This is a genomic window from Kitasatospora sp. NPDC001175, from assembly GCF_053598215.1.
Map to the genome: position 1 here is coordinate 21,991 of NZ_JBSFJU010000048.1, position 14,266 is coordinate 36,256.

The 14,266-nt window shown below is 72.2% G+C and carries 11 protein-coding genes and 1 tRNA gene; 7 read left to right on the forward strand and 5 right to left on the reverse strand.

Translation table 11 applies throughout. The annotated features are described in order from the left end of the window. The first annotated feature begins 75 nt into the window (after nucleotides 1-75). The 5 genes from moaC to ACWDAK_RS28220 all read left to right on the forward strand — a co-directional run bounded on the left by moaC (nucleotide 76) and on the right by ACWDAK_RS28220 (nucleotide 3,135). The gene (gene moaC, locus ACWDAK_RS28200; protein ID WP_425557829.1) at nucleotides 76-516 is read left to right on the forward strand and encodes a cyclic pyranopterin monophosphate synthase MoaC; all 441 of its coding nucleotides are present in this window, start codon (nucleotides 76-78) and stop codon (nucleotides 514-516) included. Beyond that, nucleotides 513-1,046: a MogA/MoaB family molybdenum cofactor biosynthesis protein gene (locus ACWDAK_RS28205; RefSeq protein ID WP_344640179.1), complete on the forward strand. Its 534-nt coding sequence runs from the start codon at nucleotides 513-515 to the stop codon at nucleotides 1,044-1,046. The genes moaC and ACWDAK_RS28205 overlap by 4 nt, the downstream gene beginning before the upstream one ends. A gap of 14 nt (nucleotides 1,047-1,060) precedes the next feature. Beyond that, entirely contained in the window at nucleotides 1,061-1,669 is a 609-nt protein-coding gene (locus tag ACWDAK_RS28210) for a GNAT family N-acetyltransferase (RefSeq protein WP_344640180.1), read from the forward strand. Between the two features lie 152 nt (nucleotides 1,670-1,821). Then, the gene (sepX, locus tag ACWDAK_RS28215; RefSeq protein ID WP_427395109.1) at nucleotides 1,822-2,949 is read left to right on the forward strand and encodes a divisome protein SepX/GlpR; all 1,128 of its coding nucleotides are present in this window, start codon (nucleotides 1,822-1,824) and stop codon (nucleotides 2,947-2,949) included. Between the two features lie 112 nt (nucleotides 2,950-3,061). After that, a tRNA-Ala gene (locus ACWDAK_RS28220) sits at nucleotides 3,062-3,135 on the forward strand. A gap of 397 nt (nucleotides 3,136-3,532) precedes the next feature. Here the strand turns inward: ACWDAK_RS28220 and ACWDAK_RS28225 are convergent. From ACWDAK_RS28225 to ACWDAK_RS28235, 3 genes are all read right to left on the reverse strand, one after another. Then, nucleotides 3,533-4,201, reverse strand: a complete 669-nt coding sequence (locus tag ACWDAK_RS28225) for a TNT domain-containing protein (protein ID WP_427395108.1) — start codon at nucleotides 4,199-4,201, stop codon at nucleotides 3,533-3,535. A gap of 215 nt (nucleotides 4,202-4,416) precedes the next feature. Then, nucleotides 4,417-5,304: a peptidase gene (locus ACWDAK_RS28230; protein ID WP_427395107.1), complete on the reverse strand. Its 888-nt coding sequence runs from the start codon at nucleotides 5,302-5,304 to the stop codon at nucleotides 4,417-4,419. Between the two features lie 2 nt (nucleotides 5,305-5,306). After that, on the reverse strand, nucleotides 5,307-6,623 hold the full coding sequence (locus ACWDAK_RS28235) for a VWA domain-containing protein (protein WP_344640226.1): 1,317 nt from the start codon (nucleotides 6,621-6,623) through the stop codon (nucleotides 5,307-5,309). A gap of 539 nt (nucleotides 6,624-7,162) precedes the next feature. Here ACWDAK_RS28235 and ACWDAK_RS28240 point away from each other — a divergent pair. Then, the gene (locus ACWDAK_RS28240; protein WP_344640184.1) at nucleotides 7,163-8,644 is read left to right on the forward strand and encodes an amino acid permease; all 1,482 of its coding nucleotides are present in this window, start codon (nucleotides 7,163-7,165) and stop codon (nucleotides 8,642-8,644) included. 144 nt (nucleotides 8,645-8,788) lie between these two features. Continuing rightward, nucleotides 8,789-10,417 carry a N,N-dimethylformamidase beta subunit family domain-containing protein gene (locus ACWDAK_RS28245; protein WP_427395106.1) on the forward strand — a complete coding sequence of 543 codons (1,629 nt, stop codon included), beginning with the start codon at nucleotides 8,789-8,791 and terminating at the stop codon, nucleotides 10,415-10,417. Nucleotides 10,418-10,460: 43 nt separating this feature from the next. Here ACWDAK_RS28245 and ACWDAK_RS28250 read toward each other — a convergent pair whose 3' ends face one another. Both ACWDAK_RS28250 and ACWDAK_RS28255 read right to left on the reverse strand, forming a co-directional pair. Continuing rightward, nucleotides 10,461-12,140 (reverse strand): penicillin-binding transpeptidase domain-containing protein, encoded by a 1,680-nt coding sequence (locus ACWDAK_RS28250; protein WP_427395105.1) that lies wholly within the window; start codon nucleotides 12,138-12,140, stop codon nucleotides 10,461-10,463. A 130-nt stretch (nucleotides 12,141-12,270) separates the two neighbouring features. Beyond that, nucleotides 12,271-14,094 (reverse strand): dolichyl-phosphate-mannose--protein mannosyltransferase, encoded by a 1,824-nt coding sequence (locus ACWDAK_RS28255; RefSeq protein WP_344640228.1) that lies wholly within the window; start codon nucleotides 14,092-14,094, stop codon nucleotides 12,271-12,273. Nucleotides 14,095-14,266: the final 172 nt, after the last annotated feature.

The window sequence follows — 14,266 nt, forward strand, 5'->3', positions numbered from 1 at the left end:
TTCCCCGTGACCGCACCCTCCGGCGAGCGACCCGGCGACCGTCTCACGCACGTCGATGACACCGGCGCCGCCCGCATGGTCGACGTCTCCGAGAAGGCGACCACCGTACGGACGGCCGTGGCCGCCGGACGGGTGCGGGTGGCCCCGCGTGTGATCGAACTGCTGCGTGGCGAGGGGGTGCCCAAGGGCGACGCGCTCTCCGTGGCGCGGATCGCCGGGATCATGGGCGCCAAGCGGACCCCCGAGCTGATCCCGCTCTGCCACCCGATCGCCATCTCCGGAGTCAAGGTCGACCTGACCGTCGCCGACGAGGCCGTCGAGATCACGGCGACCGTGAGGACCGCCGACCGGACCGGCGTCGAGATGGAGGCCCTCACCGCGGTCGCCGTGGCCGGCCTCACCGTGATCGACATGGTCAAGGCGGTCGACAAGGGCGCCGCGATCGAGGACGTCCGGGTGCTCGCCAAGACCGGCGGCAAGAGCGGCGACTGGTACGCGCCGGAGGCCTCGCGATGAGGGCACTGGCGGTCACCGTCTCCAACCGCGCCGCCGCGGGGGTGTACGAGGACAAGGGCGGCCCGCTGCTGGTCGCCGGCCTGCGCCGGATGGGCTTCGAGGCGGACGGCCCGCGGGTCGTCCCCGACGGCGACCCGGTCGAGGCCGCCCTTCGCGAGGCCGTCGCCGCCGGCTACGACGTCGTGCTCACCACCGGCGGCACCGGAATCTCGCCGATGGACCTGACCCCCGAGATGACCGCCCGGGTCATCGACCGTCAGGTCCCCGGCATCGCCGAGTCGATCCGGGCGTACGGGCGCGAGAAGGTGCCCGCCTCGGCGCTCTCCCGGGGCCTGGCGGGCCTGGCCGGACGCACCCTGATCGTCAACCTGCCCGGCTCCACCGGCGGCGTCAGGGACGGCCTGGCCGTCCTCGAACCGCTGCTCGCCCACGCTGTGGACCAGCTCGGCGGCGGCGACCACCCCCGGCCGGCCGCGGACGAGGGCGGGCCGGCCGGGCCCGCCGCGGGTTCCGAGGGAGGCGCGAACTGAACAGCGGCTGGCAGGTGGAGCTGCACCTGGGGGACGTGACGCTGCGCCCGATCAGGGTCCGTGACCAGCGCGCCTGGCAGGAGGCCAACCGGCGGAACCGGGACTGGCTGCGCCGCTGGGAGGCGACCGTTCCGCCCGCGCAGCCGGGCCGGATGTCCGGCTCCCGGCCGACGTACCGGCAGATGGTCCGCTACCTGCGCGGCGAGGCGGCGGCCGGGCGGATCCTGCCCTTCGTGGTGCTCTACCGGGGCGAACTGGTCGGCCAGTTGACGGTCGGCAGCATCACCTGGGGCTCGATGTGCTCGGCCAACGTCGGTTACTGGATCGACGAGGCGGTGGCCGGCCGGGGCATCATGCCGACCGCCGTGGCGCTTTCGGTGGACTATTGCTTCGCGGTTCTCGGCCTGCACCGGATCGAGGTCTGCATCCGACCGGAGAACGGGCCGAGCCGCCGGGTCGTCGAAAAGCTCGGCTTCCGCTCGGAGGGAATGCGTCCACGATATCTGCACATCGACGGGGACTGGCGGGATCACCTGGTCTATGCGCTGACCGCCGAGGAGGTGCCGGAGGGCCTGCTGAACCGCTGGCGTGCGGTCAGTTCCCGAGGTCGGTGCGGTAATTGAATATATGTTCGAATAGATGATATCGATATGGCATCGACGCCCCCGCGAGTGGTCACAAATGCCGGCAAAATAGTCGGAGAATCAGCTTGATCGCACGACACGCCGTGCCAAATTGCCGCCGGGCCTTCATCGACCCCCGTACCGTGTGAAAGGTGAGCAGCAGCGGCCTTATCTACGCGGTCATCGTAGGGGCCTGGGCTGCCTATCTGGTGCCGATGTGGCTCCGCAGGCAGGACGAGCTGAACGAGGCTCGTCCGACGGAACGCTTCAGTACCGCGATCCGCCTGCTGGCCGGCCGATCGGCACTGGAGCGGCGGGCGGCCCGGTCCCTCGGTGACGACGGCGACAGTCCGGCTTCGGAGCCGGTTCCCGACTCGGGGTCCCCTCGGTCCCCGGGGGCTTCCGCGTCCTCGGGATCATCGGGCGCTTCGGCCTCCGCCGACCGGAGCGAGGTGGACGCCCCTTCCCAGGCGGCCTCGGGGCCTTCGCCGCAGCGGGGTGCGCAGACCGACCCGGGCGACCGGCGGGCCCGGCTGCTGGCCCGGCGGCGGCGGATGGTCACCACGCTCTTCCTCGCCTTCGCGGCGGGCGCGGTGACCGCCGCGGTGGCGGGCGTGGCCTTCCTCTGGGTCCCGGCCGTTCCGGCGATCCTCCTCACCCTCTACATCGGCTACCTCAGGCGGCTGGAGCACCAGCGGTACGAGGTCAAGCTGGACCGCGCCCGCGCCGCCCAGGCCGCCGAGCGCCTACGCGAGCGGGAGCGGGCCCGTGCGGGCCGCCCCGAGGCGGCGGGGGACGACGCGTTCCCTACTGAGCGGGGGGGTGAGCCGGCTGCGGAGCGGGCGGACGAGCCGACGGTGGAGCTCGCGGCGGAGCGGCCGGCCGACCGGGCGGGGGAGCGGGTCTTCGAGCGTCCTGCCGACTCCGACCGTCCGCACCTGCGGGTGGCCGAGCCGGGCGGGCGGCGCGAGCCCGCGGAGAGCTCGGCCGCGGTGCTGGCGGAGGCGACCGACCACGAGGAGTGGGTGGACGGCATGCGCGAGAACGCCGCCGCCGGTCCGGAGTCGTGGGAGCCGGTCCCGGTTCCGCTGCCGACGTACGTGACCGCTCCGGTGGCCCCCCGGGTCACCCGCGGCCTCGATCTCAACGCCCGCGACGCCTGGGACTCCGGCCGCCCCGCCGAACCCCGCAGGACGCCCCTCTTCGACCAGTACGCCGAGGCCGTCCCGCCTCCATCGGGGGAGGACTACCTCGCCCGCCCCCGGGCTGCCAACGAGTAGCCCGCCCCGACCCCTCGCGCCCCGCCGCCGGTCAGTGACCTGCGGCGGGGCGTCCGGCTGTCAGGGGGTGGTCACGAGCCACCTCGAAAAGGTGCTAGAGTTCTTTCTCGTTGGGGCTGTGGCGCAGTCCGGTAGCGCACCTCGTTCGCATCGAGGGGGTCAGGGGTTCGAATCCCCTCAGCTCCACCCAACGTCAGAGGCCCTTCCGGGATTAACCGGGAGGGCCTCTGGCCGTATGTGCGGCAGTGAAGTGCAGCGGCTGTTCAGAGTTCTGTGGTGCATGATCCACATCACCCGAGGTGATTTTCCCCAGTGCCTGACGGGCCGCCTCGGGTGGCACGCGGACGCCCCGGCTGTCGCGGGGGCGGATCGCATGGACTTCGGCCGGTTCACGGCGCCGGCGGCGGGTGGACGGCCGTTCCCGGGGGCGTGCCCCCTGGAACCCGGGGCGCGGCGCGGGCCGGCATCCCGCTCGACGCGAAAGGCGCTCGCGGGATCCCGGGAGGGCCTTCGGGTTTGCTTGGGGTGTCCGGTGTCCGGTGTCCGGTGCCTGGGCGCTGCCGGTGCCAGTGGTGCGGCTGCGTCAGTTCAGGCGGGCCAGGTAGCCGTTGTCGACCAACCAGAGGACGTTGAGGCGGGCCGGGGAGCCGGCGACGAGGGCGGCGTTGAGCTGGTACTGGAGGCCGTAGCCGGGCTGGCCGAACCACGGGGCGATCGGGCCGGCGTGGACGGCGAAGGGCTTGAGGACACGGTAGTCGTGGTAGTTGCAGGCGGCGGCTGGGCTGCCGTCGAGGCTCTGCGGGGGGATGGAGCGGGAGGCGTAGGGGAGGCCCTCGGGGGCGAGGAAGCCGCCGTGCTCGCTGCCGTAGCGGTCGATGTCCTGACCGGGGAGCAGGTGGACGGTGAACTCGACCGGGGTGCCGTCGGCGTGCAGCAGGTAGCCGTCGGACGGCGGGTAGATCCAACCAGGGGAGCCGGAGTTGGCGGTGGGGCTGTAGTAGGTGGCGAGGAACTTCTCCTCGGTCAGGCCGCCGGTGCGCCGGTAGCCGATCAGTTCGCGGCCGACCGGGCCGGTCCCGGGTAGGTCCTGCGGGCCGAGCCGGGCATCGCCGCCGTGGAAGTCGGTCGAGCACTCGTCCGCGGGGGTGGTGGAGCGGGCGGCCGTCGGGCCGGTGGCGGCCGCGGCCGGTACGGCGGGGGTGAGGAGTGCGGCGGCTGCCAGGACCGGCGCGAGGAACAGGCGAAGGCGCACGTCGTCTCCGGATCGGGAGGGCGGGTCGGCTCGGAGGGAGAGCGGTCACCCTCCGTGCCGGGGGCGTCGCATAGGCAATCCGATCGGATGACGATCCGTCAATCGAGTGCCCGGGTACGGCTAAGCGGAGGAATGGATTTCGGCCAGCCGTCCGGACAGCACGACGGGCCCGGAGCCGGGATGCGGCTCCGGGCCCGTCGTCGGGCCGGTCCGGGTCAGCCCTGCGGGCCGGGGTGCCGGGTGAGCCGGCTGCCGCGCGGATGACGGGTCAGCTTGTAGCCCGCGACGCCGGCCAGGGCGGCCAGGGCGCCACCGCCGAGGGTCCAGAACCACCGGGTGTTCCAGCCGGAGAACAGGTCGGAGTACCAGTGGGTCTTCGGCTGGGCCGGTGCGGCGGCCCGGGTGGCGTCGGAGCCGTCCGCCGCCGCGGTGGGCGCGGTGGAGGCGCCGGCGGAGGGCGAGCCGGCGTTGACCGGGGGCGCCAGCGGCGCCTTCAGCTCGCCGCCCTCGGGCTGGGCGTCGTCCGCCCCGCCCTTGGCGGTGATGTGCAGCTTGACCTGGGCCGCGAGGCCGAGGTCCTGCTGGTCCACGTCGCTGGTGGTGAGCCGGATGTAGTACGTACCCGGCAGCGGGTCACCGGACCAGGGCTCGGCCCAGGAGCGGATCTGCCGCAGGGTGCAGCTGACCGAGAGCGAGGTGTCCTTGGGCGTTGCCGCGGCGTTCTGCGGTCCGGCGGTGCAGGACTGGCGCCGGCGCAGCCCGTCGAAGAGCTCCACCGCCCAGGTCTGCGGTCCGTGCCGGTCCGTGCCGGAAGGCAGGGCGACGGTCACCTGCACGGTGTCGGTCTGGCCCTCGGAGGCGGGGAACGCCCAGTAGAGGTAGTCGCCGGTGGAGGCCGACACGTTGGCCTCCTGGCCGGCTGCCAGGGTGGTCGCGGTCAGGAAGGAGGTGCCCGAGGTGGTGGCGGGGGCCTGGTTCCTGCCGGCCGGGCTCGCCGAGGGCGAGGCCGCCGAGGCGGCCGGGGCCAGGGCCGGCAGCAGTCCGAGCGCGAGCAGCGCGCCCGCGGCGAGGCGGTGCGGCGTGGTGGTGAGTCTCGTGCGCATCGTCAGTTCTCCTGCCAGATGGCGATCCGCCAGCGTGCCAGCCAGCCGAAGACCAGACCGGTCAGCAGACCGGCGCCGGTGAGCACCAGCAGCAGCACCCAGCCACGGCCGAGCCCGGCGGCCGGGCCGTCGGGGGCGGGGGAGGCGGCGGCCACGTCCACGGTCAGCTCCAGCGGCAGTCCGGGATCGGCGGACACGCCCGGCTGCGGGGCGAAGGAGTTGCTGACGACCAGGCAGACCGTGTGGTCGGCGTTGGTGGCCGCCGAGCTGCCGGTCGCGGTGGCCTTCGCGGCGGTCGTCCCGGACGCGGACCAGCGCACACCGGTCGAGACGACGTCGGTGCGACCGCTGCCCGCGTCCGTGCCGCGGACCAGTTCCTGTCCCGTCGGGTCGGTGGCCTGCAGCAGCACGCCGTAGTCACGGGCGACGGCGCGGTCCATCGCGACGCTGACCGAGGCCCGCAGCTCCTGGCCCGCCTTGACCGGCACCCGGTAGACGCGGTGCTCGGAGAACTTCTCCCGGTCGCTGTAGACGCCGGGGGTCAGCAGCGGTGCGGTCTCGCACTTGTCGGTGCCGGCGGTCTTGGCGGGCGTCACCTTGTAGGTGTCGGCGTTCTGCTGGACGATCTGCTTCACCTTGCCGGTGAGCTGTTCCTGGCTGCGGACGTCGGTGTAGGTACCGCCGGTCGCGCCCGCGATGCAGAGCAGTTGCTGGCGCGTCTTGTCGTCGTGGGCCAGGCCGAGGGTGTCCACCACCAGGTGGGTGCCCTGGGCGGCGAGTTCGCGGGCCACGTCGCAGGGGTCGGGCGGGGCGCAGGTGTCCTCGCCGTCGGTGATCAGCACCACCCGGCGGGTGGTCTGGCCGCTGCCGAGGTCCTTGGCGGCTTCGCGCAGGGCGAGCCCGATCGGCGTCCAGCCGGTGGGGCGGAGGGTGGCCACGGCGGTCTTGGCCTCGACCTTGTTGGTCTTTCCGATCGGGAACAGCTGCTGGGTGTCCTTGCAGCCCATGGCCTGCTCGTTGCCGGGGTAGGTCGCGCCGAGCGTGCGGATGCCGAACTCGGTCTCGGCCGGCAGTGCGTCGATCACCTCGTCGATGGACTGCTGGGCGACCGAGATCCGGCTCTTGCCCTGGATGTCGGCGGTCCGCATCGAGCCGCTGACATCCAGGATCAGGTCGACCCGTGGGGCCTCGGAACTGGTGGGGCTGCTGGGGGTGGTCTCGTCCGCCTGCGCGGGCAGCCCGCTGAGCAGGGCCCCGGCGGATATCGCCAGCGCGGCCAGCAGGCCCAGCGGCCGCCTGACCGGCAATCGTCGTCTCATGGTCGTCACGGACTCGATCCTATGGATCATCAGTTGGGAAAGACCAATGCTCCACGGGTGCCCGAACTGCCTTGCCGGAGAAGGAGAAACGGTGGTCCCGGGGTTTTGCGCGGGGAGAGTTCGTCAGGATCCTGTGGGCGCCTCCTGCCGTCGGGCTTCCGACGCTGCGTCGGGAGAAGCCGGTGCTGGGTGGTTCGGATCCGGCCGACGCGCCCCGCGGTGGATCCACAGCCTGTGGACACATTCGGGGGTCTGTGGCGCCCCGACCGGCGCCGACCTGTGCGTTTCGGCGTACCGGCACCCCGTGTGACCTGCCGGACCGACGCAGGGGTCCCGCCGCGCCGCCTGCTTTCTGTCCGGTTTGTTGGAGCACATGCGACGATTCGTATAAGGCGGACCTCGCCGTTCACCGTTTGCGCCACTGGTGGATTCGCGGGGTACTGTCCCATCTTTGTGCGGTTGGTCCGCCCACTCTCCCCACGGAGCGGCCGCGGCACAGCCAGCTAGGACACCCTCCACCGCCTAGAAGGAACCACGCGTTGACCACCCATAGCCCCACCAGCGCGCGTCTGTTCAGACGGAAGCCCATCGACACCCTGATCGCCGAAGCCGGTTCGCCCGAGGGCCTGCCCGCCGGGGCGCCCGAGGAGGGCGGCCGTTCCGGGATCCACCTGCGCCGCTCGATCGGGCTGTGGCAGCTGTCCTCGATCGGCATCGGGGCGACCGTCGGAACCGGCATCTTCTTCGTGCTGAGCAGCGCGGTTCCCGAGGCGGGCCCTGCGGTGATCGTGTCCTTCGTGCTCGCGGCGGTCACGGCCGGCCTGACGGCGCTCTGCTACGCCGAGATGGCCTCCGCCATCCCGGTGTCGGGCTCCTCGTACAGCTACGCCTACGCGACGCTCGGCGAGATCGTGGCCTTCGGGGTGGGCGTCTGCCTGCTGCTGGAGTACGGGGTCTCGGCCTCCGCGATCGCGGTGAGCTGGGGCCAGTACCTGAACAAGTTCTCCGACCTGGCCTTCGGTTTCCGGATCCCCGAGTGGATGGCGCAGCCGCCCGGCGACGGCGGGTACTTCAACCTGCCCGCCGTGATCCTGGTGGCCATGGTGGTCGTGCTGCTGATCCGCGGGGTCAGCGAGTCGGCCAAGGTCAACGCGACCATGGTCGGCATCAAGATCGTGATCTTGCTGCTCTTCATCGCGATCGGCCTGACCGGCTTCCACTCCGGCAACCTGAGCCCCTTCATGCCGCTCGGCTTCGGCGGCGTCCAGGTGGCGGCGTCCAGCATCTTCTTCTCGTTCATCGGCCTGGACGCGGTCTCCACGGCGGGTGAGGAGGTGAAGAACCCCCGCCGCACCCTGCCGCTGGCGATCATCATTTCGCTGGTGGTGGTCACCCTGCTGTACATCGGTGTGGCCATCGCCGCCCTCGGCGCCCAGTCGTGGCAGAAGTTCGACGGCCAGGAGGCCGGGCTCGCGCAGATCCTCCAGGACATCACCGGGCAGAGCTGGCCGGGCCTGATGTTCGCGCTCGGCGCGATCATCTCGATCTTCAGCGTCACCCTGGTGGTGATCTACGGCCAGACCCGCATCCTGTATTCGATGGGCCGCGACGGCATGCTGCCGAAGAAGTTCGCCGAGATCTCCCCGAAGACCGGCACCCCGGTCTGGAACACCCTGGTGGTCGGCATCGGCGTCGCCGCCCTGGCCGCCTTCGTGCCGCTGGACATCCTCACCGACCTGACCAGCCTCGGCACCCTGGTCGCCTTCTCGGTGGTCTCGATCGGCGTGATCATCCTGCGCCGCACCCAGCCGCACCTGCCGCGCGGCTTCAGGGTGCCCGGCTACCCGGTGGTCCCGCTGCTCAGCGTCGGCTTCTGCGTCTACCTGATCTACGGGCTGCACCCGCTGACCTTCCTGTTCTTCGGGATCGCCCTCGTGCTGGCGGCCGCCGTCTACTTCGGTTACAGCGTCAGGCACTCCAAGCTCAACCGGGCCGAGACCGAGCTCAGCACGACCGGCTGAGCGTCGGCCGGAGCCGCCCGCGTGCCGGGTTGAGGGGCCGTCGGGGAGGATCTCTCCCCGGCGGCCCCTCGGCGTTCGCCACGCACGCGCCGACGGCACGTTGGTGGGCCGTCGGGGATGCTCCCGGGCGCGATCGGAGGTTGGATGCGTATCGACAGGCCGCGCGGTGCGGTGCCGGCGGGGGAGTCACGGGTGGTACGGGAGTCGGGCATGGGCACTGGGCGGCGGCGGTTTCTGGGAATGGCGGTGGGGGCCGCGGCCGGGCTGAGTGCCTGCGACGCCGCCGGTACGCCGGGTGGGGCCGCCGCCGCGAGCGCGGCGGTCGCGGGAAGGCCGGCGGGCACGCCGTCGCCGAGCCCGTCCGCGACCTCGGCCGAGAACGCCCGGCCGGGCAACGCCGACTGGGGGGTGACGAAGGCCGGTCCGGCGCGGGCGATCGAGGGGTACGCCGACCGGGTGAGTGTGCTGCCGGGTGAGCGGTTCGGTCTGTACGTGTCGACCACCGCGCCGCATTTCACCGTGTCGGCGTACCGGATGGGCTGGTACGGGGGTGCGCGGGGCCGGCTGGTGTGGCGGTCCGAGCGGCTTCCGGGCAGCAGGCAGGGCGATCCGACGGTCGACGGGCGGACCAGGACGGTCCGCACCGACTGGGCCAGGAGCACCACGGTGGACACCGAGGGCTGGCCGGAGGGCAGTTATCTGCTCCGGCTGGACGCCGAGGACGGCTCGGGGCAGCGGTTCGTCCCGGTCACCGTGCGGTCGGCCACGACCGCGGGGAAGACGGTGATCGTCAACGCCCCGGCCACCTGGCAGGCGTACAACGAGTGGGGCGGCTACAGCCTCTACAACGGTCCGACCGGCGGGCTGGCGACCCGTTCGCTGGAGGTGACCTTCGACCGGCCGTACCTGTACGACAACGGCGCCGGACTGTTCCTGGTGTACGAGGCGCCGCTGGTCGCGCTGGCGGAGCGGCTCGACCTGCCGCTGGCGTACACCACCGGGGTGGACGTGGCCCGTGAGCCGGAGCTGTTGCACGGGGCAACCGCCGTGCTGTCGCTGGGACATGACGAGTACTGGTCGCCGGAGCAGCGGCAGCACTTCACCGCAGCCCGGGACGCCGGGACCAACCTCGCGATCCTGGGCGCCAACTGCTGCTTCCGCCGGATCCGCTTCGAGCCCTCGGCCCTCGGTCCGGACCGCACCGTGGTCTGCTACAAGGGTGCCTGGCAGGAGGACCCCGGCTACCGGGCGGGGAAGCCCGCGACCACCGACTACCGGGAGCAGCCGGATCCCGACCCGGAGAGCTCGCTGCTCGGGGTGATCTACGACGGCTACCCGGTGGACGCCCCCTACGTGGTGACCAACCCGGGCCACTGGCTGTTCGCCGGGACGGGGGTCGGAGCGGGCGACAGCTTCGCGCACCTGGTCGGGGTCGAGTACGACCGGGTGCTCACCGGCTTTCCGACGCCCCGGCCGATCGAGATCCTGGCGCACTCGTTGGTGGTCTGCGACGGGCGGCGCAGCTTCGCGGACTCCGCGTACTACACGGTGCCCAGCGGTGCCGGGGTGTTCGCCAGCGGAACGATGCGCTGGGTGGAGTCGCTGGACGCCGACGGGCCCGGCGGCGGCCGGGCCGACCACGGGATGGACGGCAGGACCGGAGCGATGACCCGGCGGGTCACCGAGAACCTGCTGCGGGCGTTCGCCGCCGGCCCGGCCGGGCGCAGCCACCCGGCCAGTGACAACGTCGAGGCCGTCTACGGGAAGAGCTGAGCGGCCGGGGAGGGCTGACGGCGCGTACCGGGCGGAGAGCCGGTCAGTCCTGGTTGCCGACGCGGAGCACCTGGGCGGCGGCCGGTCCGGCGGCCTCGGAGCCGTGGCCGCCGCCCTGGACCTCGGCGGCCACCGCGAGGTCGTCGCGGTAGGCGGTGAACCAGCTGTTGTCCGAGGACTGGCCGCCGACCTGGGCGGTGCCGGTCTTGGCGCCGGTGTCCCCGCCGATCCCGGACATCGCGGAGCGGGCGGTGCCGCTGGTGACGGTCAGGTGCATCATCCGGCGCAGCGACTTCAGGGTGGACGCGGAGAGCTTGCGCTCGGCCGGGATCTGGTCGTAGCCGGGGATGAGGATCGGCTGGTGGAAGGTGCCGTTCTGGACGGTGGCGGCGACCGAGGCCATGGTGAGGGAGTTCATGGTGATCTGGCCCTGGCCGATCAGCTGGGCGGCCCGCTCGGTGGCGCTGCCCGGTGCCGGGACCTTGGCCGGGGACAGCTTGAGGCCGGTCTTCCAGGTCGGTCCGATGTTGAAGAACTTCCGTGCGGTGTCCTGGAGTTGGCTGCCGGTGAGGGTGGTCATGCCCTGCTGGATGAAGGCGGTGTTGCAGGACTGGGCGAAGTCCTTGCTGAAGCTCCAGTCCTCGCCCGACTCGTCGTCGTCGTTCTTGAAACTGAAGCCGTTCACCGAGTAGTTCTGCTTGCACGGCATGGCCGAGTCGGCCGGGACGCCGCTCTCCAGCAGGGCCGCGGCGGTGATCACCTTCATGGTGGAGCCGGGCGCGATCGCGCCGAGGAAGGCCCGGTTCTGGCCGCTGGCCGGGGCGTTGGCGAAGGCCAGGATCTTCCCGCTGCTGGGCTCGACGGCCACCAGCGAGGCGGGCCTGCTGCCGTCGGCGGAGGCATCCCGTACGGCCTGCTCGGCGGCCGCCTGGAGCTTGCCGTCGATAGTCAGTCTGGACTTCTGCCCGGCCTTCGGCTCGGTGACGGTGAAGAGTTTCTCGGAGCTGCCCTCACCGCTGTCGTCGGTGATCATCACGGCGCTGCCGGCCGTGCCGGACGCGCCCGCCGGTACCCGATCGCCCAGTTCACCCAGCAGCGGCTGGAGCGAGGGGTAGCCGGCCAGGGACTGGCCGTCGCGGTCCGTCAGCGAGTCGGCGGACGAGGCGGGCAGCGGCCGGACGGCGATGCTCCTGCCCGCGGTCAACTGCGGGTGGATCACGGTCGGGGTCCAGTGCACGGCGCTCTTGCCGTCGCTCATCCGGACCATCCCGAGCGTACTGTCGTAGCTCCAGGCCGCCTCCGAACCCGCGAAGTGCAAGGTGGCCTTGAAGCCCAGCGAGAGCTGTCCCGCCGGTGCGGACGGCCTCGGCGACGGGGCCCCGACCGCCGGGTCCGGGCCGGTGACGGCCAGCGTGATCGAGCTCGGCCGCACCTTCTCCCGGAAGGCCGCCAGCGCGGCGGTGGCGCTTTCGGGCTGGTCGGTCAGCGCGGCCGCGGCCTGGAAGTCGCCCTTCGCCCAGGCGGCTAGGAAGGCGTTCGCCGCGTCCTCGGCCTGCTGGGGGCTCGGGGGTTTGGTGACCACCGTACGGACCTGCGGCTGCGCGTCCGACTGGCCGGTCCTCCCGTCCATCAGCGCATCGGCGACGTTGTACACGCCGTAGCCGGCGACCGAGAGCATCCCGGTGCAGACGACGCCGATCCCTATCTTCACGCCCTTGTGCATGCTGCGGTTCCCCCCGCGTTCAGACGGTGTCCGACCTACCCTAGGCGGGCGGTCTCGGCAGCCCCACGGAGCGTCCGCGCTCGTGACGCATTCGGTACCGGAGGTCTCGACCTCTGCGGCGGATCCGGTGTCAGATCCAGCTGGTGAACCACATCCTGGCGCGCCAGTCGCTCATCGGGATCATCTCGCCGGTGTACAGCGGCAGGAAGTACAGGAAGTTCCACATGATCGCGAGCACCAGCAGCGCCGCCGCCGTGGTGCCGATCACCCGGCGGTCGTGGGTGGCGTCCGGCGGGCCGATCAGCGCGCCGACCAGCATCGTCACGGCCAGCACCAGGAACGGGACGAAGGCGACCGCGTAGAAGAGGAAGATGGTCCGCTGCTGGTACATGAACCAGGGCAGGTAGCCCGCCGCCACGCCGCAGAGCACCGCGCCGGCCCGCCAGTCCCGCCGCAGCGCCCAGCGGTACAGGCAGTACGCCAGTGCGGCGATGCCCGCCCACCACAGCAGCGGGGTGCCGATGCCGAGCACCTCGCGGGCGCACTCGTTGGCGGTGCAGCCGGACTGGCCGTACTTCGGGGAGTCGTAGAAGTACGAGACCGGCCGGCCCAGGAACAGCCAGCTCCACGGGTTCGACTGGTAGGTGTGCGGGTCGCGCAGGTTGACGTGGAAGCTGTACATCGTCGCGTGGTAGTGCCACAGGCTGCGCAGCGCGTCCGGCACCCAGGTCATGTCGAACTGGAAGGGCATCTTCACGCCGAACACGTACTCCGGCGACAGCCCGGCGCGGTGCACCGCCCAGTCCCGGCCGTAACCGCCCTGGCCGGGGACGTCGCTGCTGAGGAACCAGCCGGTCCAGGAGGCCAGGTACACCCCGATCGAGATCAGGGTGAGCACCGGCAGCGCGATCGTCGCGTCCCACAGGCCGAGCCGCAGCCAGTGCCGGGCCCCGGCCAGTCGCCGGGCGCCGATGTCCCAGCCGGCGCCGAGCAGCCAGAACGCCAGCAGCACGTACATCCCGCTCCACTTGGTGGCGCAGGTCAGGCCGATGCAGACGGCGGCCGCCAGCCGCCACGGACGCCAGCCCAGGCTCAGCCACTCGCCGCCCGGCCGGGTCTCCAGGCGTCGGGCGATCAGGGCCCGGGTGCGGTCACGGTCCAGCAGCAGGCAGCCGAAGGCCGCCAGCATCCAGAACATGACGATCAGGTCGAGCAGCGCGGAGCGGCTCATCACGAAGTGCAGGCCGTCGACGCTCAGCAGCAGGCCCGCGACGCAGCCCAGCAGGGTCGAGCGCAGCAGCCGGCGGGCGATCCGGGCCAGCATCAGGATCGAGAGCGTCCCGAGCACCGCCACCATGAACCGCCAGCCGAACGGGTGCATCCCGAACAGCTGCTCCCCGATGCCGATCAACCACTTCCCGACCGGCGGGTGCACGATGTACGCCGCGTCGGTGCGGAACGGGACGCTCGGGTGCGCGGCCACGATCTGCGCGTTGGCGTCGTCCGGCCAGCTGGTCTCGTAGCCGACGTGCCAGAGCGCGTACGCGTCCTTGGCGTAGTACGTCTCGTCGAAGATCAGGGAGTTCGGTTCGCCGAGGCCCCAGAACCGCAGCACTCCGCCGAACAGGGCCACCGCGAGCGGGCCGAGCCAGCCCGACCAGCGGCAGAGCCAGGACCAGAGCGGGGCCGGAAGAGTGACGCCGAACCTCGCCAGGAGCGGTGAGGGCTCGACCCGGTGCGGGGTGACCCCGGGGCCGTCCGGCATCGGGGGGACCAGCTGTTCGGCGGGTTCTGGGCGGACCGGGGCACGGTAGCCGTACCCGGCCAGCCGGCGCGCCCAGACCGAGCGCGGACCGGCCGCCGCGCGCGGGGCCGGGACGCCCGCCGCGGGCGGTCGGTGGTCGGGCGCGGGCAGTACGGCGAGGCCGCCCTGCTCGGGGTGGTCCACGCCCATGGGCCTCTCGGGTGCCTTCTCGCCGCTCACCCGCCACATCGTAGGGGCGGGGCATGATCAGGCAAGGGGTACTCGGCCGGTGAGGGGGCGGCACGGGCGGCTTTCCACGGCGGTCGGCCGGGGCGGTGCCCCGGGACGGGGGCGACTGTCCGGGCCGCGGGGCCGCAGGCCG

Coding starts and splice junctions, on each gene's coding strand:
- ACWDAK_RS28255 (WP_344640228.1), bottom strand. CDS start 14,094: ATGGGCGTGGACCACCCCGAGCAGGGCGGCCTCGCCGTACTGCCCGCG.
- ACWDAK_RS28250 (WP_427395105.1), bottom strand. CDS start 12,140: ATGCACAAGGGCGTGAAGATAGGGATCGGCGTCGTCTGCACCGGGATG.
- moaC (WP_425557829.1), top strand. CDS start 76: ATGGTCGACGTCTCCGAGAAGGCGACCACCGTACGGACGGCCGTGGCC.
- ACWDAK_RS28205 (WP_344640179.1), top strand. CDS start 513: ATGAGGGCACTGGCGGTCACCGTCTCCAACCGCGCCGCCGCGGGGGTG.
- ACWDAK_RS28245 (WP_427395106.1), top strand. CDS start 8,789: ATGCGTATCGACAGGCCGCGCGGTGCGGTGCCGGCGGGGGAGTCACGG.
- ACWDAK_RS28230 (WP_427395107.1), bottom strand. CDS start 5,304: ATGCGCACGAGACTCACCACCACGCCGCACCGCCTCGCCGCGGGCGCG.
- ACWDAK_RS28235 (WP_344640226.1), bottom strand. CDS start 6,623: ATGAGACGACGATTGCCGGTCAGGCGGCCGCTGGGCCTGCTGGCCGCG.